This is a genomic window from Chitinophaga dinghuensis (genome assembly GCF_003259435.1).
Classification (GTDB): domain Bacteria; phylum Bacteroidota; class Bacteroidia; order Chitinophagales; family Chitinophagaceae; genus Chitinophaga; species Chitinophaga dinghuensis.
This window is the reverse complement of the sequence record NZ_QLMA01000001.1, coordinates 197,420-221,736: the sequence shown is the minus strand read 5'-3', so window position 1 is coordinate 221,736 and position 24,317 is coordinate 197,420. Positions and strand designations below refer to the sequence as shown.

The window sequence follows — 24,317 nt, the reverse complement described above, 5'->3', positions numbered from 1 at the left end:
AGAACGTGCATTTTGTCTAAAAAATATGGCACTGTAACACAACATCGACATTTTTGTTTACAACTAAATGTCCTTACCCTCATGAAACATCAGACTAACGCAACAGGAGCTAAACCAAAACTGGAACTACACAAGGAAGTTATTGCCAAGGCTGACTACCTGGCTGTAAGTAACCTTTCTGGTCGGGGAATTAATGCAAAAGGTAAATCCCTTACGCTCACTAATGAAACCCTGACAGTAAGTTCTGTTCGCACTCTTCTTTAATTCAGTACAAATCCGAGAGATGCAGTACCGTTGTGCTATAGTTGATGACGAGCCACTTGCGATCGAGCTCCTTAGCAACTATCTGGAAAGGATGGATCATATGGAGCTAGTCATCGCTACTGACAAGCTGCAGGATGTATCAGAATTAATTAAAAGCAGGCAGATTGATCTGATTCTGCTGGACGTGAACATTTACGGCCGTCAGACCTCAGGTTTAAATCAGCTGATGAAAAATGCGGATTGTCGCTTTATCGTAGTTACAGCATATCCATTGGCTAGCCTTGGTGATATCCCACTGGGAGGACGCCATGGATATCTGCCCAAGCCGGTTAGTTTCCCACGGTTTAAAGAAAAGGTTACGAAAATGCTGAAATTGGCTTGAAGTTCATATTGAAAATCTTATGCATTTGGTCGCGCAAAACATGATTTTCGTCGAAATAATATCCGTATAGTGTAAAGTGTTAGCACCTTGTACCACAAATAAAAGACATGCACGATCGCTTTTTGATGCCGCAGGTTAAGTCTTTCGATTTTTATCTATTACGGTTGCCGCTTCTGCCCTACAACACTGTTAAATTCCTCCATGCCGGAAATAATCGTGATGTAGCCTCTTTAACAGCAACAATTAAATCATTATACCTGCAGCCAACGCTACAGGAAGCAATATACCTCGCCAGCCCTGAATTGCATCATGCTTTAATGGATTGGCTCAATGGGGCAAACGATTTACGCCCCGCCAAACAACATAAACTAGTAATCACCCTCTATAAGTATCTTCTAAGAATGTGTGCCAGAAGCACTCCATATGGTCTCTTTGCAGGTTGCGCTGCCGGTAGCATTACAGATAATGCCACGGAGATCGTTATGTCTGAAGATGCTTACCAGAGAAAAGCCAGACTGGATATCCAGTGCCTATCAGCCATCGCCGATGAACTCATCAGAGATGAAGAAATCGCCAATATGCTGACTTTCCTGCCCAATAGCAGTATCTATCGCGCAGGAAACACCTACAGATACTATGAATATCAAATAAAAGAAAATAAAAGACACTATTTTCTCAGTAGTTTCTCCCATAACATCTATCTCGAGAAAATCCTATCAATTGCCCGCAATGGCGCTACCATTCAGCAGCTAACAGCTGTTCTAATGGACCTGTCCATCACTGCTGATGAGGCAAAAAGCTTCATCAGCATGCTGATGGAAAACCAAATACTCGTTTCGGCCTTTCATCCTACGTTATCAGGCCCCGATTACCTGAGTACGCTGGTAGCCAAACTGAATGAACGCGACATTAAATCCCCATTGCGCCAATTGTTAAGCGATGCACACCATCATTTAGTTGCTTATGAGAATAATGGCAAATCGTTCAATGTTATAGGAGAACTACTGCAGAAAGTTTGCCCCGGTATGCTCAGCAAAGACCTCGTCCTCACAGACCTGTTCCACGCTACCACGGCCAATCAACTCAACAGGCGGGTAGTCGACCGAATTACAGCAGCCATCAGCCAGCTGTCTGTTCTCAATATCGGCGCCCCTTCTGTCGAGCTGACCGAATTCCAACAAAAATTCCAGCAACGCTACGAAAACAGAGCCATCCCTCTGCTGACAGCCCTGGACAGCGAAAACGGCATCGGCTATGGCCTCATCACCGGCGACAAAAGCAGTTATACACCCATCGTAGACGACCTCCAATTGCCGTCTGCTCCTTCTATTTCCCCGAATACCTGGTCCAGTTACCATAAACTGGTATTGAAAAAATTCATTGCAGCCCAACAACTGCATGCCAAAGAAATTGTACTTACGACAGAAGACCTCGAGGCGATTCAAACCGTTTCCCTCCCGGAACTTCCTCCCACCACTACCGTCCTAGGTACCTTACTCACCCCCTCTGCAGAAAAACTGGATGAAGGCGACTTCCGCTTCGTACTCAAATCCTGCGGAGGATCATCTGCACTACCATTACTCGCCCGATTCGGCGCCTCCAACCCTGCCCTCGCCGCAGAAATGGAAAAAGTAGCAGCACTGGAAAAAAACCTCTTCCCCGACGCCATCTTCGCGGAAATTATTCACCTCCCCGAAGGCAGAACAGGAAATGTTTTACTCCGCCCCAAACTCTTTGATTATGAAATTCCTTTCCTCGGAAACGCTTCTGTAGACAAGGAATTCCAAATACCTGTCAGCGATCTTTATGTAAAAGTGGTCAACAACCGGGTCGTCCTCTTCTCTCAGTCATTAAACAAAGAGGTCAAACCACGACTGACCAGCGCACATAATTATAATAATAGTCTGCCTATATATAAATTCCTCGGCGACCTGCAACATCAGGATTATGATATGGCCCTGATGTGGGACTGGAACATCCTGCAGGAACAACATTTCCTGCCTAGAGTACGATTCAAGGAAATCATCCTGAGTCGCGCCCGCTGGAATTTATCTGCCACTGATTTCCAACGCAGAGAAAGTCAGGGAGACACGGTTGCACTACAGGAAATGCTCCACCAATATCAAGTGCCTAATCAGGTACTGATGGTAGAAACAGACAATGAGCTTTTCCTGGACCTCACCTGTTCCATGGCACAGGAACTATTACTGCAACACCTAAAAAAAGGAGATGTTATCCTGTATGAGTCCCTCATGGAAGATGAACAACTGTTCATCCGCAACAACAAAGGGTATTTCTGCAATGAAGTCATCTTCCCATTATACAATACACAGTTTAAGCCACGCCCCAGCGCTATCATCCCCAAAAAGGAAAAACAGGTAGAAAGAACCTTTAACCTGGGCAGTGAATGGCTATACGCTAAAATCTATTGTGGCCCTAAATCGATGGATAAACTGCTGACCACCGCCGTTTTCCCCATTGTCAACCATTTGAAAATGGAAGGTCTGGCAGATAGTTGGTTCTTCGTGCGCTACCAAGACCCCGAAAACCACCTTCGCCTGAGACTCCATCTCACCGACCCGGATCAGACCCAGGCAGTGATACAGGAAATCAATCAGGCCCTGCACGACTACACCACCAACGAAATTGTATACAAAATACAGTTCGATACTTATTCCAGGGAACTGGAACGCTATGGCCCGGAAAACATCCTCCACTGCGAAAACCTCTTCCACCTGGACAGTGAGCTGATACTGGAATTGCTCCCACATATTCAAAGTGGAAACCAGGAATTCTATCGCTGGATATTTGCTGTAAAAGCCACAGATATACTGCTCACGAACTTCGGACTGACACTGCAACAAAAAATTGATACCCTTTCCGCCGTAAGAGATGGTCTCTTCCAGGAATTCCATGGTAACAATAACCTGCAGTTTCAGTTAAACAATAAGTACCGTGAATACCAGGATGCCATCAATGGAATATTGTCTGCATCTGCACGGTCCTTCCCCCTCGCCGATGTGATATATGATCTCTTTGGTCAATATCAGCACAACAGTCAGGATAGCTGTACTGAATTACGTATAGCCTGCAGCGATGCCGTTTCACAACAGCAAAAACGTCTGCAGCAACTGACTTCGGATCTTATCCATATGATGATGAACCGATTCTTTGTCGCCAATCAACGGCTACACGAACTGGTAGTTTATCATTGCCTGGTGAAGCATTACACAGGGGTGCTAGCTAAAGAAAAAACAAGTTTCCATTTGCGAAACATACTGATTTAGGATAAAATAGAATAGTTGGTAATTAAAAAAGGGTGCATCATTCTTGATACACCCATTTTTTTTTATTGTAGCTTCCTACTTCACTCTTTTGGCCTCGTTTTCCAATCCGGATGCCCGTTCTCTGCCCGCTCCCAGCCTTAGGTTACCAAAGCGATAACTAAAGCCCAGTTTCAGTTGCCGGGAATCTTCATATCCCTTGTTCCGGTAATACATCCCGTCAAAGTCCCGGATACTATACCAACGATAAGTCTGGAATAAATCTGTTATGCCGACACGCACCATCCCTTTGTCCTTTAATACTTTCCGCTGCACGCCAATATTCACCTGCCATACATCTCCTGTCCGCAAAAAGCCGCCGCCAATGCCCGGAGAATTATAAAATCCGCTCACTTCAACCTGCGTTTTAGCATCCAGGTCAAAGACCTGCTGCAGATTAAACGCGACTGTTGTACGCGCAATAGTGGCAATTCGTTGCGGATCAAAGTTGATCTTATTTTCCTTGTAGAAGAAATTCGCATTGGCCGTTACCTGCCACCATGTAAAGGGCTTAAAGCCAGAGGAGAGATTCAGGGACCACAAATTCTGAGACCCAATATTCTCCGGCGTAATCACCATTTTATTTCCCGCAATGCTGTCTGTAATTTGAACAGAGATATCACGGGTATGGGAGTACGAAAAAGTAGCGGCAATAATACCCGCTGCATTATAACCCACGGTAGCACTGTTCACATATTGTGGGCGAAGGAAGGAATTCCCTTTCCAATAAGACAATTCATCCATCTGGTATTCAAATGGATTCAGGTCCGCATAGTTTGGTCTGTCAATCTTCCGATTGTAGAACAAAGAAAAACTATGGGTCTCTGAAAGTCGCCAGGAGAGCTGCACTGCCGGGAATAGGTCAAAGTAGTGATTCTGAATGGTAGTGGTGGTATCCTTTCCTGTAAGTTGACTTTTAGACAGCAGATTTCCGTCTGTATTTGTATTCTCCCCACGTACACTGGCAGAGAATTTCCATTTTCCCCATTGCTGATCAGCCATTAGGTAAGCGGCGTATATGCTTTCCCGGTATTTGAACCGGTTGCTGCGAAGCGTATTTAAGACCTCCTCCTGTGGCAGCACATCATAAATCAGTACTTGATTGGAACTCTCTACTGTATTGGCTTTCACGCCACCATATACCTTTCCGGCGCCCAAGGGTTGTTCATAATCCGCTTTCAGTCCATATATATTGATATCACTGTTGTTAAGCGTACGCAGATAATATTTCCCCGTTTCAGTAACGCTATCCGCAGCTACAAACTGATTATAAAGAATGTTTTTAATCCTGGCTTTGTAAGCGCCGTAATCCAGGTCTGTAGTGAATATACGGCCACTGGTATCTTTGTATTGATAATTCAGGTTATAATTTTTCCAGTTCTGACGCTGGGAATAGTAGTCGTTATTAGCATTGAGCATAGATTGCAGCTTGCCCGTGGCGCTATCGGAAATATAAGTGGTAGTATAGGTAATCCCTGGACCCATGTACAGATTGGCATTCATCATAAACCCGAGCGTACTATTTTTACTGAGGTTATAATCCATGCCCAGCTTGAAATTCACAGGATTGCGTTTATCTGTATCACGGGTACGGTTATCCATTATCTGCCCTTCCTGTACCCGGTAGAAATCATATTGCATATTTCTGTAGCCGAAATAATGGTTATAATTCCCGAAGAGATTCATCTTCCCGGTGCGATAGTTCATATTTATCGCTGCTTCTGTTTTAGGAGTTTCGCCAAAATGCAGCCCTGCGGAGACATCGCCATTGTAACCTGCTGCCGTCATTTTTTTCAGTCGAATATTGATGATACCTCCACTGCCCGCAGCATCGTATTTACCGCTGGGATTAGGCATCAGTTCAATTGCCTGGATATTGGCCGACTGTAAGGATTTCAATAATGCAGCGAGGGCGTCGCCCTGCATGTAAGTGGGTTTGCCATCAATGTATACTGTGACACCGGCTTTTCCATTCAGGGAAATGGCATTGGAAGGATCTACCATTACGCCTGGAGAGCGTTTCAGCAGGTCGAGGGCATTGCTGCCAAGGGCATTCACACTATTGCTGACATTAAAGACAATCTTGTCGTTTTTAATTTCAATAGTGTTTCGTCGGGAAGTAACTGAGAATTCTTTCAGTTTTCGTACGGGTGTGGAATCTGTTTGGGCCACAGCATTCCCTGCCATAGTTAACAGTACAGGTAATAATAGTCGTCGCATGTAATATAGGTTGCCAATGAAGGCGCCTAATATACAACAGCCTCCAAAAGAGGGACATAATTATTACACCAGCGGAAAGCTGCGGCCCATCTGTATCATCAATTAAATTACGGCATCGCGGTTACCAACGATATGATTAAGACCTGCCCCAATCATCTTTTCCAGCAGATCATAACCGCCATTATCCTTGCTATGAGCAAAGGACCTTTCTTCAAAAGTGATTGGCACTGCCCAGTAGAGATTTACTTTATCCCCATACATCTGAGGGATGTTGATATCTTGACCATTATACAATGCAGAGGAAAGAATCAGGCTCTCATAAGGCGGTGGTAGCGCTCCGGAAGAAACGGTATGACCTTCTCCCAGCCAGGTAACAATTTTCCAGGGCCTGTCTGCCAGTCCCGCTACTACCTGTGCCATCGCCATCATCTGTTCTTCTGTGTATACTTTCTTATCTAGTGCAATCGCCAGTTCTGCACGATGATAGGCGTTTGCATTATCGTTGTAAAGGATATCGACCCATGGCATCGGTCTGATACTCATTCCCAGTGTGATGAAATAAACGATATCGTCTTTTTCATATTTGGCCATTGCCATTGGCGGCCATTTATTATCGTCAATAGCGAAGTAAGATTTCTCTGGACCGAATACATCTTCATAAGCAATCATGAATTCTTGCTGAATCTTATGCCATGGGCCTTTATTCTCATCTGCCCAGGAATTCCAGAAATCATTTGCCGCTATAAATTTGCGATAGGTCTCATTTGTTTCAGGAGTACCTAATGGGAAGGTAATGCTGTTGTCCCCGCTGCTGATACAGTCGGCTGCATATGCCGGCGGCTGATCCATATAGAGGCCCCATCCAGGGATTATCCCAATGATTTCGTCGTCGTACACTAATGCTGCACCGTCGCCTTCTACATTCCAGATAAAGGAAATTTTTTCTTTCTGCAGCGGTTCTTTACCCAATGGGTGACTACAGAAACGGGCTTCTAACATGGGAGCTACGCCATTTTCCATAGCGGCAGTATCCATGTTCTCTGGGGCAGGCTGCAGGTTTCTCAGCCAGCATGGGCGGGGTTTGAACCGATTTCCCATTATTTCGGACGGGTATAAATAGAAGTAGGCGGTGCGGTTATCCTGTTCTACCATGGCGTACATGGTACCACGGTCATTTGGTTCTTCAATTAACATTTCTGGTGCGCTGTACATATCTCTACACTTTTAGGTAAGCTAAGATACGGTTATCTGCCGACAACAAGGACCCGCGCTCATTCGAGTACGCGGGTGGCTTGTAGCCAGGTGTAAGTAAACCAGATCTTTTGTATTTTGTCTCCCGCAATCAATATTTCACGTATGAAAACATTATTCCTTCTGTTGGGACTTGGATTATCGTTGAGCGTTATGGCGAAAGATAAACGCGGTCACCAGTACTTCCAGATCAAAGTATATCATATCAAGCCAGCCCAGGAATCCGGCCTGGATAATTATCTGCAAGAGGCATATCTTCCAGCTGCACATCGTGCAGGCATTGCACAGGTGGGCGTTTTCAAGCCTATCACCCAGGACACTGCCGATGTGAAGGTGTATGTCTTCACAGCCTTCAACAACCTGGAACAATATGCAGCATTGCCGGCCAAATTAGAGAAAGATGCCTCGTACCAGGCCAGCGCAGGCACTTTCATGCAAGGCTACAACGAGTCTGCCCCTTACAACAGAATTGAAACAATACTGCTTACTGCATTTGATCAGATGCCGGCAATGGCATTGCCTGCGCTCCAGACGCCAAAGAATGAAAGAGTATATGAGCTGCGGAGCTATGAAAGTGCAACAGAGGCTTATCATATCAGTAAAGTCCGGATGTTCAATGCAGGTGGAGAAGTACAAATATTCAAGCGACTTGGATTCAATGCCGTATTTTATGGCAGCGTGATCGCTGGCAGCAAAACACCTAACCTGATGTACATGACAACTTTCAACAATAAAGCAGACCGCGACGCGCACTGGAAATCATTTGGCGCTGATCCTGAGTGGAAAAAGTTATCTGCTATGCCTGAATATGCACACAATGTATCGCATCAGGATGTAATATTTGTACGTCCTACGGAGTATTCTGATATCTGATGAAAAAAAATAAAAAATAAATCATCATGCTGTAAATCCTTTGCAGCAAAGGATTACAGCAATTATTCAACTAACCTTCATAACTCATTGATAAAAAAAACTTAACACAAAATTTTGTAGTTAATATTTATTGCCTACATTTGCAACACATTGCGAGGTAGAGCAGAGGTAGCTCGTCGGGCTCATAACCCGAAGGTCAGTGGTTCGAATCCGCTCCTCGCTACAAATCGAAAGCCGTTTCTACTCTGTAGAAACGGCTTTTTCAATTATATCCCCTTCTTCTTCTTTGGTACTTTTTGCATTTCCCTAACATTATAAGATAGCCGTTACCGTTAGTTAATTCAAATTAATTAGTATTATTACCCCTGTTTTAAATCCATATACACAATGAAAAAACCATCCAATGCATTTGTCATGGCCTCTTGGTTAGCCCTGGGAGCAGGTATGACCGGGTTTCTAATCGGGCTGTGGAACTCCAATATGCAACTGAACGAGAAAGGTTATTACTTCACGATCCTTATGTATGGCCTGTTTGCAGCAGTATCTGTACAGAAGTGCGTACGCGACCGACTCGAAGGTATCCCTGTAACTGACATCTATTATGGCATCAGCTGGGTGTCTATGTTACTGACAATTGTACTGTTGACCATCGGATTGTTTAATGCCACCTTACTTCCCAGCGAAAAAGGATTTTATGCATTTGCTTTCCTGCTCAGCGTTTTCGGCGCTATTACGGTACAGAAAAATACACGTGATGCACAGGCTTCCAAAAGTGCAGAACCAGGTAAAACAGAATTCTAATACAAAAAAACGCCTTCCTGAAAACAGGAGGGCGTTTTTCTATTTGCATTTATCAACCTACTATTCGAGTACAAACGCATTCACGTTCCCCGAAAAGTCCGCTACATAGAGCATTCCATTCACCAGCGTCATATCCGCCAGCACAGGCGCTCCCAAATCAATATCTTGAATAACTTCCGGCTTGCCCGCTATATTTAACACATATAAATGTCCATCTGATGCAGCTACATAAGCAGTATTACCTGTCACCAGCGGCGTGCTTTCTATTCCGGCTGCAGGAGGTAAAGTATATGGCGCAGAGAAAGAAAGCGACTGTTTTGGACGGAATATGCCCAGTTCCTGTTTGGTTTGTTTATCATATATCACCAGTCCATCTTCTGCTGTGCAGAGTAAAATTTTATTCCCTGCAATCGTAGGTGCAGTCATCGTTTTCAGGTTGTATTTCAGTGGAATACTATCTACAGTTGCTCCCGTTTCATTCAACATGTGCAACATATTAATGCCATGTACATAGAGTTTATTATCGTAGTTAACTGCTGTTCCGCTGCGGAATCTGATACCGCCATCACTGCGTTTCCACAGTAATTTCCCTGTATTCAGATCATGTGCAAACAAGGCATTCCAGTTGGAAGAGGTAATGACAGCATTGCCAAAAATGGTCATGGCTGCGGGCGTCCCCTCTCCTCCTGACCATGCAGTGTTTGTCCAGAGCGGGTTACCCCTATTAATATCCAATGCCTGCATATAATTGCCGGCGCCGGTGATATAGGTATTTTTATACACTACGCCTGCACTGTTATAGGTAGCGAGGTGTCTCATTCCTCCGTCATGCTGCCATAAAAGCTTGCCGGTATTGGCATCCAGGGCATAGGTAAATCCTTCTGCATCTGTTCCCAGAATTTTACCGTTTGCAAATGACAGACTATGTTTGATGGAATTCGCAGTAGGAAACTTCCACAACACTTTTCCAGAAGTAGCGTCCATGGCTATGATAGCCGACTTAGTATTATTTTCATCATCAATGGTGGCGAGATATAATTTCCCGTTGACGATGATGGGAGACGATTTCCAGATATTAGCGCCGGTATTGGATGTCCATACCAATCGCGGTTTCAGCTTATTCGCTGCAATAGTGGGAACGCGTTGAGGGTTCTGCAATACTTGTTCCCAGTTGTTATTTGCCAGAGGCGCAGTAGCCGGATTAATCCGGAAGGTATCCCTTCTGAATAAAACGCGACCTGTATTTAAAGTAGCCTCCAACGTGCTGTTATAAAGGGTTTGCGGGGCAAGACCAGCAGTTTTCAAGGTACCGTTCCAGGTCCAGTCGCTGGAGGCCATCAATTGTGATTGTTGTAACAATTTGCCGTTGTTATCATACAGTCGGAACACTACTGATTTTACAGGTTCATCTGTCTGATACACATTCGCACTCACTGTTAATTGCTGGTTCTTCACGGCGGCTCCGTTCTTCGTTGGAGATATCAAGACAAGTTGATTGGTCACATAGGTATATCTTCTGTTAACGGAAACAATGCCTTCTTTTGCCACTTCGATCACGTCAAAATTAGACATAGAGTTATCGATACCACCGTCTGCCGCAGGTGCGGAGCATAGAGAACGAATACCGGTATTTCCATGTTTACGAGCGAAATTGATATGCCAGTGGCCATAAATCCAGGCCTTCAGGTTGTGATCATTTAAGACCAGGCTGTCGCCTTTTGAATTTTTGATTACAAAATTATCGTCATAGGTCAGTAGATCATGGTTAAAAATAACGATTGATTTTTGCGGGTCTGTATTAGCGAGATCACTTTTCAGCCAGTAATACAGGTCATCGTAGGTATAAGATGGTTTGTAGTCTCCATAAGGCATTGGCGTTACTACAAAGTGGGTGTTGCCATACTCAAATGAATAGAATACCGGACCAAAGAGGGATTCAAATAAGGCTTCGCCATAAGGGCCTTTTACCAGGTCGTGGTTGCCCACGCAATAGTAAACCGGCAGCCCCATAGTTTTGGTATTTACCTGTTGCGCGTGGAACTGCAATCCTTTCTCATAGCAGATATCGCCGGTATGAACTACGAAATCGGCTTCTTCATTTTTGGTATAATTCCTTGTTTCGTTGATCCAGTCGCCATACTGATAGGTTTCTGTATCGGTGATGCGTACGAAGCGGGAAATATCTTTTCTGCGGTGTGCAGGAACAGCGGCGGCATACATGGGAAAGTCGTACGATTGTACCGTGCTGTCTATTTTAATGAAATAGTTCTTAACAAAGTTGTAGCCATGAGCTGGCGTAATGAAAACAAATTTCTGACGGGCGTGGCCAGGCAGGTTGTATCGGCCGTCTTCACCGGTTTTCACTACATGCAGTCCATCTGAAACGCTGATACCGCTAATACCTTTTTCTCCTGCATCCAGGACGCCATTTTTGTTCACATCGTTGAAAACCTGGCCGGAGAAGGATTGTGCCTGTATTCCTCCTGCCAGTAAAATGCCCAGCGCTGTCAGTGCTAAATTCTTCATAATTGTTTATTGTTCACTTCTAAAAAATCGAATGGGAGCAAGACTTCCGACTTGCTCCCACCCATTTATATTTTCATTGTTACCATCCGAAATTCTGTTTCAGATTCGGGTTAAGTACGGTTTCGCTTAATTGTATCGGACGATAAAAATACTTAGGTCCTATGAATTTGCGTGGATTATCACGGTAACGAGTAAACGAAATATGACCGGAAGTATTGTTATCCAGGTAGAAGTTATTGTCTTTTCCGTTGGCATCTTTGAGATAGAAACGGCTGACATTCTGTTTTACATCGGGAGCCAGGCCGGCCAGGGAGGCTGTGTCTCCAGGGTTTGCCAGGATAGCGATATCAGGAATACCATCTCCAGTCATATCTATTGGGCCGAGGGCAGGCACATACATACCTTGTTGGGCTTGCTCCAGTCTGGCGGCTGCTGCCCATCTGTTCAGGTCGTTCAGACGGAGGCCTTCGCATGCGAGTTCCACGCGTCTCTCCCTTCTGATTTCGAGCAACACGCCTTTGTTTGCACCGCTTACTTCCGGATAGAGTCCGGCCTGTACTGCGTCCGGATTACCGTTAGCTGCTGACATTGACAGATCTGGCATTTGTACGCGGGCTCTGAGTTTATTCACACTTGCTGTGAGGTCTGCATCTGTGAGCGTACCTAATTCTGCCTTCGCTTCTGCGAAGTTTAACAGTACTTCTGCCAGGCGATAGATAGGCAATGCAGTATAGTTGGCATTCCAGCCCTGGCGGATAGCCGGATCACGCGGATAGAATTTCAGCTGATCGTAACCGCCGAGGTTAGGTTTTGGAATATAATAACGATTGTCGTTAGTAGTAGAATAACCAGGATAGGCAACGGTTTCCGCCAGGCGAGGATCGCGATTGGCGAATACCTGCAAATAGGTTTTCTGTTTGTAATTAGGTTGAGCTGTGAAAGGCGTACCATCGGCCATCAGGTAAGACTCGACCAGACTATTGCTGACAGACCACTCCCAGCCCAGTACAGTATGTGAGTTATTGCCCACACCGAGAGATTGCTGACAGTCGTACCACTGGATAATTTCCGGATTACTTGCCAGAGAAGTGCTTACAAACAGTGCGCGATAATCGGCGCCTCCTTTACCAGTGTTGGAGATTTGAAAGCGCGTATTGGCCATGATTTGTTGTGCCGCATCCACCGCCGCAGTAAGGAAAGGAGTTGCTTTGTCGCTCAGTCCCAGTTCAGTATGATATTTACGGAAAGTACCTTCAAACAGACCGAAACGGCTCATCAAAGCCAGGGCTGTCCATTTACTAACACGGGTTCTGTTACCTTCATCCGGTTTAATATTTGCGATTGCGTAGTTCAGATCAGCCATGATGGAATCGGCGATCACGGCGCGAGGGCTACGAGGCGCATACAGTGCGGAGTCTGTGTTCTTCAGTACATGACTATACCAGGGCACATCAGAGTAACGCGCCAGTTTCGCGAAATAAAATTTAGCGCGGAAGAAACGGGCAATACCAATGAAATGCTTGATAGCAGCGGTATCTCCGGAAGCTCTATGCGCGTTGTCTAGCAGATAGTTGTATTTACGGAGATCCGACCAGTTGTTCCAGCCATCCTGACTTACGGTATTTGGATTAAGGCCGCCTTCCATCATCAGGTCTACTTCGCCGGCAGAGCTATAATAGGAGACGTTATCGCTGTTGATATCATCCGTAGAATAGGGCGTACCAATATAGAAAGCGTTGGAATAGGTTTCCAGGTCTTTTGCAGAATTGAAATATACATCCGGAGAAATTTCCGTCTGGGGATTTCTTTGCAGGAAATCCTTGTTACAGGCCGCGGTGAAGAGTCCTGCCGTTACTAAAGTTATATAGAGCGTCTGTTTTTTCATGATTCACATTTTAGAAGTTCAGGTTCACACCCGCAGAATAGGTTTTCTGGAAAGGATAAATGCTACCATCCAGGCCTTCCGGATCGAGATTCACTTTCAGGTGGGAAATCGTAAAGATGTTTTCCGCACTGAAGTATACACGAAGACGGGCTATTTTCATTTTCTCGGTAACGCTCTTAGGCAGTGTATATGCCAGGGTAACGTTCTTCAGGCGCAGGTATGCTGCATTCTGGAGGTAGCGGGTTTGTGGCGCACCCAGTTCTGTTGCATCTTCTGCGATATATGATTTCACGCGAGGGAAATAAGCGTTTGGATTTTCCGGCGTCCAGTGGTCCATATTCTTTTCCTGTACGTTGGCCCATGGCTGTGCATAGATACCCCAGAAATAGTGGTTGCTTGGACCTGGATACCAATCGCGTTTGCCGATACCTTGTAAGAAGATACGGAGGTCAAAGTTTTTGAAGCTGGAGTTGATATCCACGCTGTAAGGCAATCTTGGCATATTGTTACCGATGATACGTTTATCCCCATGGTCAGAAACGGTGTTCTTACCATAATTGATAAAGCCGTCGCCATTGAGATCTTTGAATTTCAGATCTCCTACATACCATTTATATCCCTGATCATCGGAACCTACTGCTGTTTGATCTGCGTGGTTTTTCAGTTCTGCCTCGTTCTGGAAGAAGCCTTCTGTTTCGAGACCCCATATCTCCCCCAACTCTTGTCCTGCATAATAATCATTCAGGTTACCTTGTGGGTTATCGTATTTAGTGATGAAGGTACGGCTGTCGGCCACTGCCAGTTTGATGCTGTATTGGAAAGGATCTTTACCTATATTGAACTGATCTCTCCACATGATGCTCAGCTCCATACCTCTGGTTTTCAGGTTAGCGCCATTGGTTTTAGGAGAAGGGGCACCGAATACCGAAGGCAGCGTTTTACCTTTCACAAACATACCATCTGTATAGCGGGTATAGTGATCAAAGCTAAAGTACAGGCGTTCTTTCAGGAAAGTCGCGTCCGCACCGAAGTTAATGGAGCGTACTGTCTGCCAGGAATAGTCGGCCGTAACAGGTGTTGGTGGAAATACGCCTACTGGAATTTTACCATCGAGGATGGTACCGATAGGACTGGCTTGCATCTTCTCAAAATATCCGTAGGAGTCAAAGGTCTGGTCGCCCAATGCACCATAGGAGCCACGGAATTTCAGGAAGTCCATTTTAATCGCATCTGCAATTGGCTTGAAGAATTTCTCTTTGGATACTACCCATGCAGCAGAAGCAGAAGGGAACATGCCCCAGCGGTTATAGCTTGGGAAACGGGAAGATCCATCACGGCGGCCATTTACTTCTACCAGGTATTTGGAATCGTAAGCGTATGCCACACGGTAGAATAAGCCACGTACAGCCCAGTCTTCAAAAGATTCATTCACATTAGCCACGCCTGTTGCCAGCTGTACGGTTGGATAACTGGTAGAGATCAGTCCATTGCGGTTTGCACCTGGATTATCCCACTGATAGTATTCCTGGTTAAAGCCTACTAATGCCGTCAGATCATGTTTATTAAATGCCTTATGGAAATCAGAATAGATATTGTAAACATTGTATTTCACGGTCATTGCACTGAAAGCGGCACTGGATTGGTTTCCGTCTGTATATTGTAACGGTTGGCCAGGGCCTGTACGGTAGGCTACCGGAACAGTGAATGATTTGTAGTTACCGTTGGTACGTCTGAAAGTAGCGTCTCCTTTCAGTCCCCATACATCTTTGATCAGATTGAATGAACCATTAAAGCTGGTGAGGAACTCATTCATGGCGCTATTATTCCGGCCACCACTTTGAAGTCTTCCTAACAGTGCGGCGCCGTCGGAAGTCCAGGTACCATCCGGGTTACGGGGTACAGACAGAGAAGGCGTTCTATTGGCATTATGGAAGAAGAGATAATCCATTGCAGCAGAAGGCGCATCATATTCGGAATTGGTATAGGTGGTGTTGGTACCCAGTTTCAGGCGATCATTAAAGGTATAGGTAGCTTTAGCACGCAGGTTATAACGGTTATAGATATCCGGATTACTGCGCAGCATACCATCTTGTTTATAGTATTCGCCGGAGAGGTAATAGTTCAGTTTATCATCGCCACGGGCAATGCTGAAGTTACCGCTGAAAGCAGGCGCTGTTTTATTATATACTTCGTGGAGCCAGTCTGTAGTACCGAAATACGCATAGGCGTTAGGGTTATTAGGATCCACAATAACAGCCGGGAGGGAAGGATCTTTCGAACGTTGTGCTGCATAAGCTCTCACAGCATCCGGATACAGGTTATACAATGGAGTGGCTGCATCATGCTTCATTTGCATGGTGATCAGCGGATCAGTAATAATTTTAGGTACTTTACCCAGTGTGCGTACCGCATAGTTTGCATTTGCTGATACGGCGAGACGACCGTCCTTAGCTGATTTGGTGGTAATCAATACCACGCCGAAGGCAGCGCGTGCACCATAGATGGCAGCGGATGCCGCATCTTTGAGAACAGAAACGCTTTCCACATCGGCAGGATTGAGTCGGGAAACTTCATCTGCTGTAAATGGAATATTGTCCACCAGAATGAAAGGTTCGCCGCCGGAGAGAGAGGTATAACCACGCAGATTGAAGGTGGGTGCACTGGATGAACGGCCGTTGTTAATTCCGATGTTCAGGTTGGGGATTAACCCTTGCAAACCAGTACCTACGTTGGTGATGGGACGGTTTTCCAGGGCTTTGCCGGAGATGTTATCCACAGCGCCGCTGAGGTTCACTCTTTTCTGGGTACCATAACCTACTACCACTACTTCGTTCAGGCCGCTGGAGTTGGCAGTCAGCGTAACATTGAAGTTCTGTACGCCTTTGATGGAGAACTGTTTGGTTTCGTAGCCGATGTAGCTGAATTCCAGCACTGCATTTTCAGGCACTTCCATTTCGTACTCCCCTTTAACATTGGTAGTAGCGCCTTTGGACGTACCCTGCACTTTCACGGTTACACCGATGAGGGGCGTACCGTCTACATCTTTCACGATACCTTTTATCTGGATCGTTTTAACCGTTTCCCCGGATTTTACAATTACCACCAGGTTATTAGGCATGATACGATAATCCAGGTGAGTGCCGCTGAGGGCTTTCTCCAGGATTTCCGGAACAGGAGCATTATCCATCTTGATGGTCACCTTTTTATCGGGGATGGCATCATTCTTATAGAGGAAGGTATAATCACTCTTCTTTCCTATGACATTCAGCAATTTGCCGATAGGGATATTGCTGTAATCCACACTGATTTTCTCCTGAGAGAATCCGTGTGCACTCAGCTGTAAAAAACCGGCGCAGAGCAATACGGATGTTAATTTCATACGCATAATGAGTTTCCTCATATTCCGGTCAGGAATATGCGAAGGCCACCAATAGCTTTTTTTCATACATTTGTTTCATTAGGTTAAATAATAGGCCATTACCGGATCTTGCCGATCGGTTCAGTTGTTTAGCCTTTGTTAAAGGGGAATGTTGCCGCATTTCCCTTTTTTCATGATTCTAAAGCAGTTATGATAGATATTTTTTTACATGTCCATTGATCATGGATTTTATGTGATTAAGAAACCATTATGGAAACAGGTGCTACCAAATTGTTACTGTTCTTTTTTCATTGTCCATGTTATACTGAAAGCCCAGTGTTAGTTGGAGGGCATTCAATACCTCTTCAATTGTTTGTTTTTTAAATACGCCTGTAAAGATTTCCCTTTTATACTTTTCATTTTTAAAAGAGATGGATACATTATACCATCTTTCCAGGTCATGTGACAATTGTTCCAGTGTCAGATTATCAAATTCGAAACGGTCGTCCATCCAGGCGGTTGGTGAACCTGAACTTTCGGCAGAAATAGTGTTGGCAACGGATTTAGTGGGAGCAATGGAGAAATTGGCAGACAGTTTACTGTTGCCGGAAGTATTAGTATTGACGATATCCAGTTTATTGATGACCAGTTTCTGTGACGGTAGCAGAATGATCTCTTTACTTTCATTACTATGGGCGCCGGCAGAGAAATCGACGGCTACTTTACCGCTGATGAGCGTTGTTTCGATCGCGGCATCTTCCGCATAGGCTTTCACGTTAAACGCAGTGCCCAGTACCCTGATATTCACAGCTCCTGAGTGCACTAGAAAAGGATGTGCAGGATCATGTTTCACATCAAAGAAAGCTTCTCCAGTGAGGGTCACCTCTCTGTCTCCTTTCAGAAACTTATTAGCATCATATTGCAGTTTGCTACAGGCATTTAATACCACACTGCTGCCGTCCGGCAACATCAGCGTTGTTTTGGAGCCGCTTTTGGTAATTACCTGATTAGCATAGGTAGTGGCGGCAGATTTAGGCCAGAAGAGGAATACGCCTACCAGGAGCGCAATGCTGGCAGCAGCTGCAGATACTGTCTTCCAGGGGAAGCGCGGACGGATGATGGCCGTCGGTTGTTCTTCCAGCCACTGGGAAATTTTGCCCATACCTCTCATTTTCAACGCATCAGCTTCTTCATCTGTGAAGGTACTGCCGTCGAAAACGTGATTGATATCTACCACTATATTAAAAGAGTACTGTAGTTCAGGATGTTGCATCAGCAACTGATCCAGTTCTTCCAGCTCAGCAGGAGAAGCTTCTCCCGCTGCCTTTCTTGCCATTAGTATATATATGCGACTTTGCTCAGTCATTAATTAAATCGATGCGTTATGTAAGTAGGTCGCAAGGAAATTCAAAAACCCCCAAACGCCGAAAAAAAATTTTCAACTTTTACGGATAGATTATTTTGTTAACTTTAGCTTAATCTGCGTTATATAACTTGCAACCATTATCTAGCGGTCAAAGGGATGGATCAGTGTAAATTAAATCAGCTATTTACTGATATGACAGCGAACAATGATGAAGAAGCTTTTAAGCTTTTTTACAATCAATGTTTCGTCAGGCTCCTCCGTTACTCCTATTCTCTCACCCGTTCCCGTGAAGTCGCAGAGGAAATTACCAATGATGTGTTTATGCATTGCTGGCAAAAAAGAGAGACTCTCCGCCATATTCAAAATCCGGAAGTATATCTTTTTGTAGTGGCGCGCAACAAAGCGGTTGATTTTCGCCGTAAACAGGCCAATTTCCGGGAGATAGATATTTCAGAGGAGGAGCGTATCCAAATTGCATTTGACAGCAATCCTGAGGAGCTAATGATTTCTGCGGAGATGGTTAGGAAGATGGAGATCAGTATTGAACAACTCCCACCCAAGTGTAAGACCATATACCTGATGATCAAGCAACATGGTCTGAAGTATAAAGAAGTGGCTGATATCTTGAACTTGTCTATAAAAACTGTGGAAAACCAGTTGTCTATTGCCATAAAAAGGCTGACCTCCGCCGTACGCTTCACCCTGGAGAAAGAGGATATCTATAAATAAAAAAAGCAAGGCTTCCCGCGCTATGCCACGGAAAGCCATTGCCCCTTAAACCAGTAACCTCATCACTTAGTTACCGTAACCATCGTTTTGTGGCTTCAGATTCGGGTTGTTTTTCATTTCGAATGTTGGAAGCGGGAACAATAAATGTTTTTTCTGTAATGGCTGTCCGGAGTTCTTATTGACATGCCCAATGAAATCATCAAAGTCGTTTGTATCTTCATTATACACCTTTTGCAGGCGTACCATATCAAACCAGATAATGCCTTCATAACAGAACTCATGCCAGCGCTCGCGCCAAACAGCCTTTTCAAAGCCGTTAACATCCAGTCCGGATAAGGCAGGTATACCCGCTCTTCCGCGTACTGCGTTCAACGCCGTATAGGCGGCAGTGTTAGGCGCTCCATCTGCCCTGTTTTGCGCTTCCGCATAGATCAGTAATGTTTCTGCATAACGGATCTGCGGGAGATTCAGGTTGCTCAGCCCCGTTCCGGCAGTACCTTTCGTACCATGGGCCACTACATCGAAGTGTTTGAAGATGTATGGCGCTCCCAGTGCGAAGTCTTCTTTGTATCCATCCACATAGTAAGCCGTAAAGAAGAACTGCTGTTCATCTGTACGTTTATCTCCCGGCTCATATTTCTTGTAGGAGTCGTAGAAAGACTGCGTAGGCATGGAACTACCTACGCCGCTACCTTTCGCAGAGATGTTCTTTGGAAGGGAGTTATTCGGTAACATGATAGATTGGAGCGGGTTCTCTTCTACTCCGGCCAGGTACTGTACTTCAAACAGGTGTTCCAGTCTGTTGTTGGTAGATACCGTATGCAGCTGACTGTAAGTAGGGAACAGATTGATATCGTTCGGGTGAGCAGCAGCATAATCAATCACTTCCTTCGCTTTGTCGGCCGCCAGCTTGTAATAAGCGGCTCCTTTATTCAGGGGTTTCCCCGCCATCGTCAGGTACACTTTAGCCAGCTGCGTTTTTACAGCAGCCATGCCTGCACGCCCGGTATTATCCGTCCATGGCAGGCCGGAAGCTTCCGCTACCTGCAAGTCCTTCACAATTTGATTATAGACATCTTCTGTTTTAGCACGGGATGGAGAGAAGTCTGAAGAGCTGGCCGTCTGTGATTTAAGGATCAGGGGCACATCTCCCCATAATCTTACAGCGTAAAAATAGGCCCATGCACGGAGGAAGCTTGCTTCTCCCAATACTCTCTTTTTCTGCGCATCATCCATGGGATTGATTTTCGGCACATTATCCAGGGTCAGGTTACACTGAGCGATCTCTTTGTACAAACCTTTCCACCAGTTACCGATATGCAGGTTATCCCCGTTATATACCAATCCCAGCAGGTTATTCAGGTCAGAGTTCTGGGCAGTTCCGGTAGTAGCAGTACCAGTAACGGCATCCAGCATCTGGAAGTTATTGGAGAATATACCGGCGCCCTCTCCTACAATACGGGTACGGGCATACGCTGCAAATACGGCAGCATCCGCATGTTCAGGGAGTGTGAAATAGTTATCTGGCGACAGGTTTCCCGGGTCCTGTTCGTGCAGGAATTTCTTGCAACCAGTGCCGGAGCCCAGTAACAGCGCTCCTGTAAAGGCCAGCAGTATGGTTCTGTTAAATATCTTGCGTTTCATGACGGTTTACTTTTACTGGTTTAGAATGCCACATTTACGCCGAAGGTGTAAGTGGTTGGCTTTGGATAATCGAAGAAAGTCTGGCCCTGGGCAAATACATCGCCATAGGTTGTTACTTCCGGATCATTGCCGCTAAACTTAGTTTTCAGGAAGAAATTCTGTACAGAGCCATATACGCGCAATCTGGACAGGTGCATTTTCTGCACGGTTTCCGCAGGGAAAGAATATCCCAGCAGCAGGTTTTTACCACGGAGGAAGGAACCATCTTCCACCCAGCGTGTATCCACATTCGTTACATAACCAGCAGCAGGGTTACGTGGCGCAGCGATCATAGTATTCTGATGGGTTGGCGTCCAGTAATCGAGCACGGATTTGAAGCTGTTGGCCAGTCCCGTACGGTCTTCGCCAGAGTGATGCGTCATGTTGAGCACATCATTGCCATACATGAACTGTATGTCGATAGCCAGTTCCCAGTTTTTATATCTGAAGTTATTGATGAAAGCGCCCCATCCTTTAGGGTTACCGTTACCAATGATCTGACGGTCCGCATCATTGATGGCATGGTCGCCGTTTACATCCAGATACTTGATATCTCCCGGTAAAATTGGCTTACCACCACGATAATCCGTGAATTTGGCGGCTTCCGCTGCTTCCGCTGTACTCCAGGTACCCAGACGCACCAGTCCCCAGAAGGAACCTACTGGCTCGCCTATACGAATAATGTTGGTCTGGTTGGTGAAGTTTGGTCCGCCCACACCGAATATATCCGCTGGTGTAGCGAGCGACAGCACCTTATTTCTGTTGAAAGAAATGTTGAAGGCACTGTTCCAGGTAAAGTTCTTACTATCTACCGCTGTTGCATTCACGCCAATTTCAAACCCTTTGTTCTCCATACTACCGATATTCTTTTTAATCGTCAGATAGCCAGAACTGGTTGGTACAGGCGCATCCAGGAGCATGTCGTTTGTACGGCGATAATAGTAGTCTACCTCCAGATTAATCCTGTTTTTCAGGAACCCGATTTCAGCGCCCGCATCATATTGGTTTGTTCTTTCCCAATGCAGGTCTTCGTTCGCCAGTCGGTTAGTACCTACGCCCTGCACCTTGGCGCCATTGATCACTGCCGCATAGGTGCCACTGGCAGCCAGCGATGCGAGAGAAGAATAAGACGCTATTTCAGAGTTACCGGTAATACCATAGCTCGTACGGAGTTTCAGATTAGACAATACCTTGTTACCTTTCAGGAAAGGCTCCTCAGAAGCTCTCCAGGCAAGGGCTGCAGATGGGAAGATGGAATATTTCTTATTCTCTCCAAATTTGGAAGAACCATCGGCGCGACCTGTAAACGTAATGAGATATCTGTCTTTATAACCGTAGTTCAACCTTGCGAAATAGGAGTTGAAAGCAAATTTAGAGCGGGAAGAACCTACGCCACTGGCGGGGATATTGGAGCCCGCGCCCAGGTTATTGTTCTCAAAATAATCGGTAGAGAAGTTTTCTGCTCTGGCGTTGAAACCGAAAGTATTTGTTTCCTGCCAGGAGAGCCCCACCATTCCTGTAAAGCTGTGTACCTCTTTGAAACGCTTGTTATAGGTCATATAGTTTTCGAACGACCAATAAGTTTCGCGGTCATTGGCATTGATGGCAATACCTTTTTGAGAAGCAGAGATATCCAGCAGGGAGCGACCATTCCACTCGTTACGGCCACGGGTAACGATGTTGGTACCGAGTACGCTTTTGAATGTAAGTCCTTTCGCCAGCTGCAGTTCTGCATAAACATCGCCCAGTAGGTTCTGTGTATTCAGTACGTATTTTCTGTCTGTCAGGATTTGTACAGGATTGGAGCCACCTTCAGCGCCAGGATACATTTTGTTATTGGTCCAGGTGCCATCTTTCAGTTTAATAGGTAGGAAAGGCAGTGCTTCTGTAATCATACGAACAGAGTTCAATCCGCCAGTACCAATATCTACGAGATTTTCTTCCTGGTTGTTATACGACATTGTACCGCCTACACGCAACCAATCTTTGATTTTTGAATCAACGGTAAACCTGGCGGAATAACGTTTCATATAAGAATTCAGGAGTAAGCCTTCATCATCCAGGTAGCCGAGGAAGAGCCCGTACTGTGATTCCGCGTTACCGCCGGTAAAACCCAGCTGATGGTTTTGGGAAAGTTTTTGCTGCACGGATTCTTTGAACCAATCGGTATCATAGTAAGGATTACCATCTTTATCGAACAGGTTAGGATCTGTTCTTTTGAGCGCAGGATTTTTAGAAATATAATCGCCTCTGGCCCAGCCAACAGGATCATATATTTGGGAGTTTTTCCATGCGAGGTCTTCCACCTGCATATATTCCTTGCTGTTCAGCATTTTTACGCGGTGCGGACCTGGCGTGTTCATGCCTGCATATGCGTCATAGGTGACGCGGCCTCCGGTGGCAGTACCTTTTTTGGTAGTGATGAGGATAACGCCATTCGCACCACGGGCGCCATAGATGGCCGTAGCGGAAGCGTCTTTCATTACTTCCACAGATTCAATATCGCTTGGGTTAATGAAGTCGATCGCATTGCTGCTCTGGGTTTGCGTACCCATAGGTAATACAACGCCATCCACTACATATAATGGGTTATTGGATGAATTGATGGAGCTGAAACCGCGGATACGTACGCGGGTTTGTCCACCTGGGCGACCGGAGTTGGTGTTTACCTGAACGCCGGGTATACGACCGCTGAGAGCCTGGTTGAGGGAAGGAGCAGGTCTTTCCTGTAATTGGGCCGCACGTACAGAAGCAACGGAGCCTGTCAGGTCAGATCTTCTGGTAGTACCATATCCTACTACCACCACATCCTGGAGGGATTTGGTATCGGTAGTTAGGGACATGTTCATTACATTGGAATTCGTGTTGCCATTGGCGTTGGGTACAGGTTTTTCCTGTTGCGTATAGCCAACGAAAGAGAATACCAATGTGGCGCCTGGTTTGGCATCGATGGAATAACTACCATCTGCAGCTGTTTGTGTGCCGATGCTAGTTCCTTTCACTTGTACGGTTACGCCGGGGAGTGGGGTGTTATCCCTGCCGTCGAAGACGTGCCCGGTGATTTTTTTTGACTGCGAAGTTGCAACCAGGGCTGCCAACAGCAAAATGGTGCTGAGCAGCGCTGTCCGCAGCCGAAGTGTCAGTCTCTTCTTCATACATTTGATTTTTTTGGTTTTGTTACAGCAATTGCTAAATCGATTAAGCAAACGACGCCCAGTCATCCCTGCATAGTGGTGATGAAATTTGGAAAAAGGGAAGTCGTTCTGTACAGAATGTGTACAAAAGGAGATGACTACTATAATTTTCGTATAGCCATCTTAGTTAGACATAACAAGCGTTTTTTGTTTACATGAGATTTTACTGATTGATAATGGACATGAATCACTCTTGGAGAAAGGACCTGGCGCCTTACGTGGAAAAAATAACCTGAGCTTCCCCCAATTTTTATTAAGCATTACGCTGCAAAAATATTTGCTGTTTTTCCGGCATAGGTTGTTCTTCCGATTTTTGCAGAAGGTGCTACATGCCTTTACAAAATCGATTTAGCATAAATGATATACCAGGAAACGTCAGTGAAAATAATTTTACATAAGTTAGAAAGATTTAAAGTTTTCAGTTTTTACAGCATGTCGTGGAATTATGTTCGCTTCGCTTAT

At 45.4% G+C, this 24,317-nt stretch carries 14 protein-coding genes and 1 tRNA gene; 7 read left to right on the top strand and 8 right to left on the bottom strand.

The features are described 5' to 3' along the window. The first annotated feature begins 81 nt into the window (after positions 1 to 81). From CLV59_RS00785 to CLV59_RS00775, 3 genes are all read left to right on the top strand, one after another. Positions 82 to 264 (top strand): hypothetical protein, encoded by a 183-nt coding sequence (locus CLV59_RS00785; RefSeq protein WP_111590102.1) that lies wholly within the window; start codon positions 82 to 84, stop codon positions 262 to 264. Positions 265 to 283: 19 nt separating this feature from the next. Then, positions 284 to 646, top strand: coding sequence for a response regulator (locus CLV59_RS00780; protein ID WP_111590101.1), 363 nt, complete (start codon positions 284 to 286; stop codon positions 644 to 646). 107 nt (positions 647 to 753) lie between these two features. Then, the gene (locus CLV59_RS00775; protein WP_111590100.1) at positions 754 to 3,933 is read left to right on the top strand and encodes a lantibiotic dehydratase; all 3,180 of its coding nucleotides are present in this window, start codon (positions 754 to 756) and stop codon (positions 3,931 to 3,933) included. Between the two features lie 75 nt (positions 3,934 to 4,008). Here the strand turns inward: CLV59_RS00775 and CLV59_RS00770 are convergent, their stop codons facing one another. Both CLV59_RS00770 and CLV59_RS00765 read right to left on the bottom strand, forming a co-directional pair. Beyond that, positions 4,009 to 6,189 (bottom strand): outer membrane beta-barrel family protein, encoded by a 2,181-nt coding sequence (locus tag CLV59_RS00770; protein ID WP_111590099.1) that lies wholly within the window; start codon positions 6,187 to 6,189, stop codon positions 4,009 to 4,011. A gap of 102 nt (positions 6,190 to 6,291) precedes the next feature. Continuing rightward, positions 6,292 to 7,401, bottom strand: coding sequence for a suppressor of fused domain protein (locus CLV59_RS00765; RefSeq protein ID WP_111590098.1), 1,110 nt, complete (start codon positions 7,399 to 7,401; stop codon positions 6,292 to 6,294). 144 nt (positions 7,402 to 7,545) lie between these two features. On the opposite strand from CLV59_RS00765, the gene CLV59_RS00760 reads away from it, so the two are divergent. The 3 genes from CLV59_RS00760 to yiaA all read left to right on the top strand — a co-directional run bounded on the left by CLV59_RS00760 (position 7,546) and on the right by yiaA (position 9,114). Beyond that, positions 7,546 to 8,313, top strand: coding sequence for an NIPSNAP family protein (locus CLV59_RS00760; protein WP_111590097.1), 768 nt, complete (start codon positions 7,546 to 7,548; stop codon positions 8,311 to 8,313). 151 nt (positions 8,314 to 8,464) lie between these two features. Next, positions 8,465 to 8,536: transfer RNA gene (locus CLV59_RS00755), tRNA-Met, on the top strand. A 164-nt stretch (positions 8,537 to 8,700) separates the two neighbouring features. Beyond that, the gene (gene yiaA, locus CLV59_RS00750; protein WP_111590096.1) at positions 8,701 to 9,114 is read left to right on the top strand and encodes an inner membrane protein YiaA; all 414 of its coding nucleotides are present in this window, start codon (positions 8,701 to 8,703) and stop codon (positions 9,112 to 9,114) included. 60 nt (positions 9,115 to 9,174) lie between these two features. On the opposite strand, the gene CLV59_RS00745 is transcribed toward yiaA, so the two are convergent. From CLV59_RS00745 to CLV59_RS00730, 4 genes are all read right to left on the bottom strand, one after another. Continuing rightward, positions 9,175 to 11,640: an outer membrane protein assembly factor BamB family protein gene (locus CLV59_RS00745; protein ID WP_111590095.1), complete on the bottom strand. Its 2,466-nt coding sequence runs from the start codon at positions 11,638 to 11,640 to the stop codon at positions 9,175 to 9,177. Between the two features lie 79 nt (positions 11,641 to 11,719). Then, entirely contained in the window at positions 11,720 to 13,525 is a 1,806-nt protein-coding gene (locus CLV59_RS00740; protein ID WP_111590094.1) for a RagB/SusD family nutrient uptake outer membrane protein, read from the bottom strand. A gap of 10 nt (positions 13,526 to 13,535) precedes the next feature. After that, the gene (locus tag CLV59_RS00735; protein ID WP_211323695.1) at positions 13,536 to 16,904 is read right to left on the bottom strand and encodes a SusC/RagA family TonB-linked outer membrane protein; all 3,369 of its coding nucleotides are present in this window, start codon (positions 16,902 to 16,904) and stop codon (positions 13,536 to 13,538) included. Positions 16,905 to 17,166: 262 nt separating this feature from the next. Continuing rightward, entirely contained in the window at positions 17,167 to 18,219 is a 1,053-nt protein-coding gene (locus CLV59_RS00730) for a FecR family protein (protein ID WP_170137609.1), read from the bottom strand. A gap of 222 nt (positions 18,220 to 18,441) precedes the next feature. Between CLV59_RS00730 and CLV59_RS00725 the strand changes: the two genes are divergently transcribed. After that, the gene (locus CLV59_RS00725; RefSeq protein WP_170137608.1) at positions 18,442 to 18,978 is read left to right on the top strand and encodes an RNA polymerase sigma-70 factor; all 537 of its coding nucleotides are present in this window, start codon (positions 18,442 to 18,444) and stop codon (positions 18,976 to 18,978) included. A 66-nt stretch (positions 18,979 to 19,044) separates the two neighbouring features. Here the strand turns inward: CLV59_RS00725 and CLV59_RS00720 are convergent, their stop codons facing one another. Continuing rightward, positions 19,045 to 20,622 (bottom strand): RagB/SusD family nutrient uptake outer membrane protein, encoded by a 1,578-nt coding sequence (locus CLV59_RS00720; protein ID WP_111590091.1) that lies wholly within the window; start codon positions 20,620 to 20,622, stop codon positions 19,045 to 19,047. A gap of 20 nt (positions 20,623 to 20,642) precedes the next feature. Beyond that, complete coding sequence (locus CLV59_RS00715) at positions 20,643 to 23,816, bottom strand: SusC/RagA family TonB-linked outer membrane protein (protein ID WP_111590090.1); 3,174 nt, start codon at positions 23,814 to 23,816, stop codon at positions 20,643 to 20,645. Positions 23,817 to 24,317 lie beyond the last annotated feature (501 nt).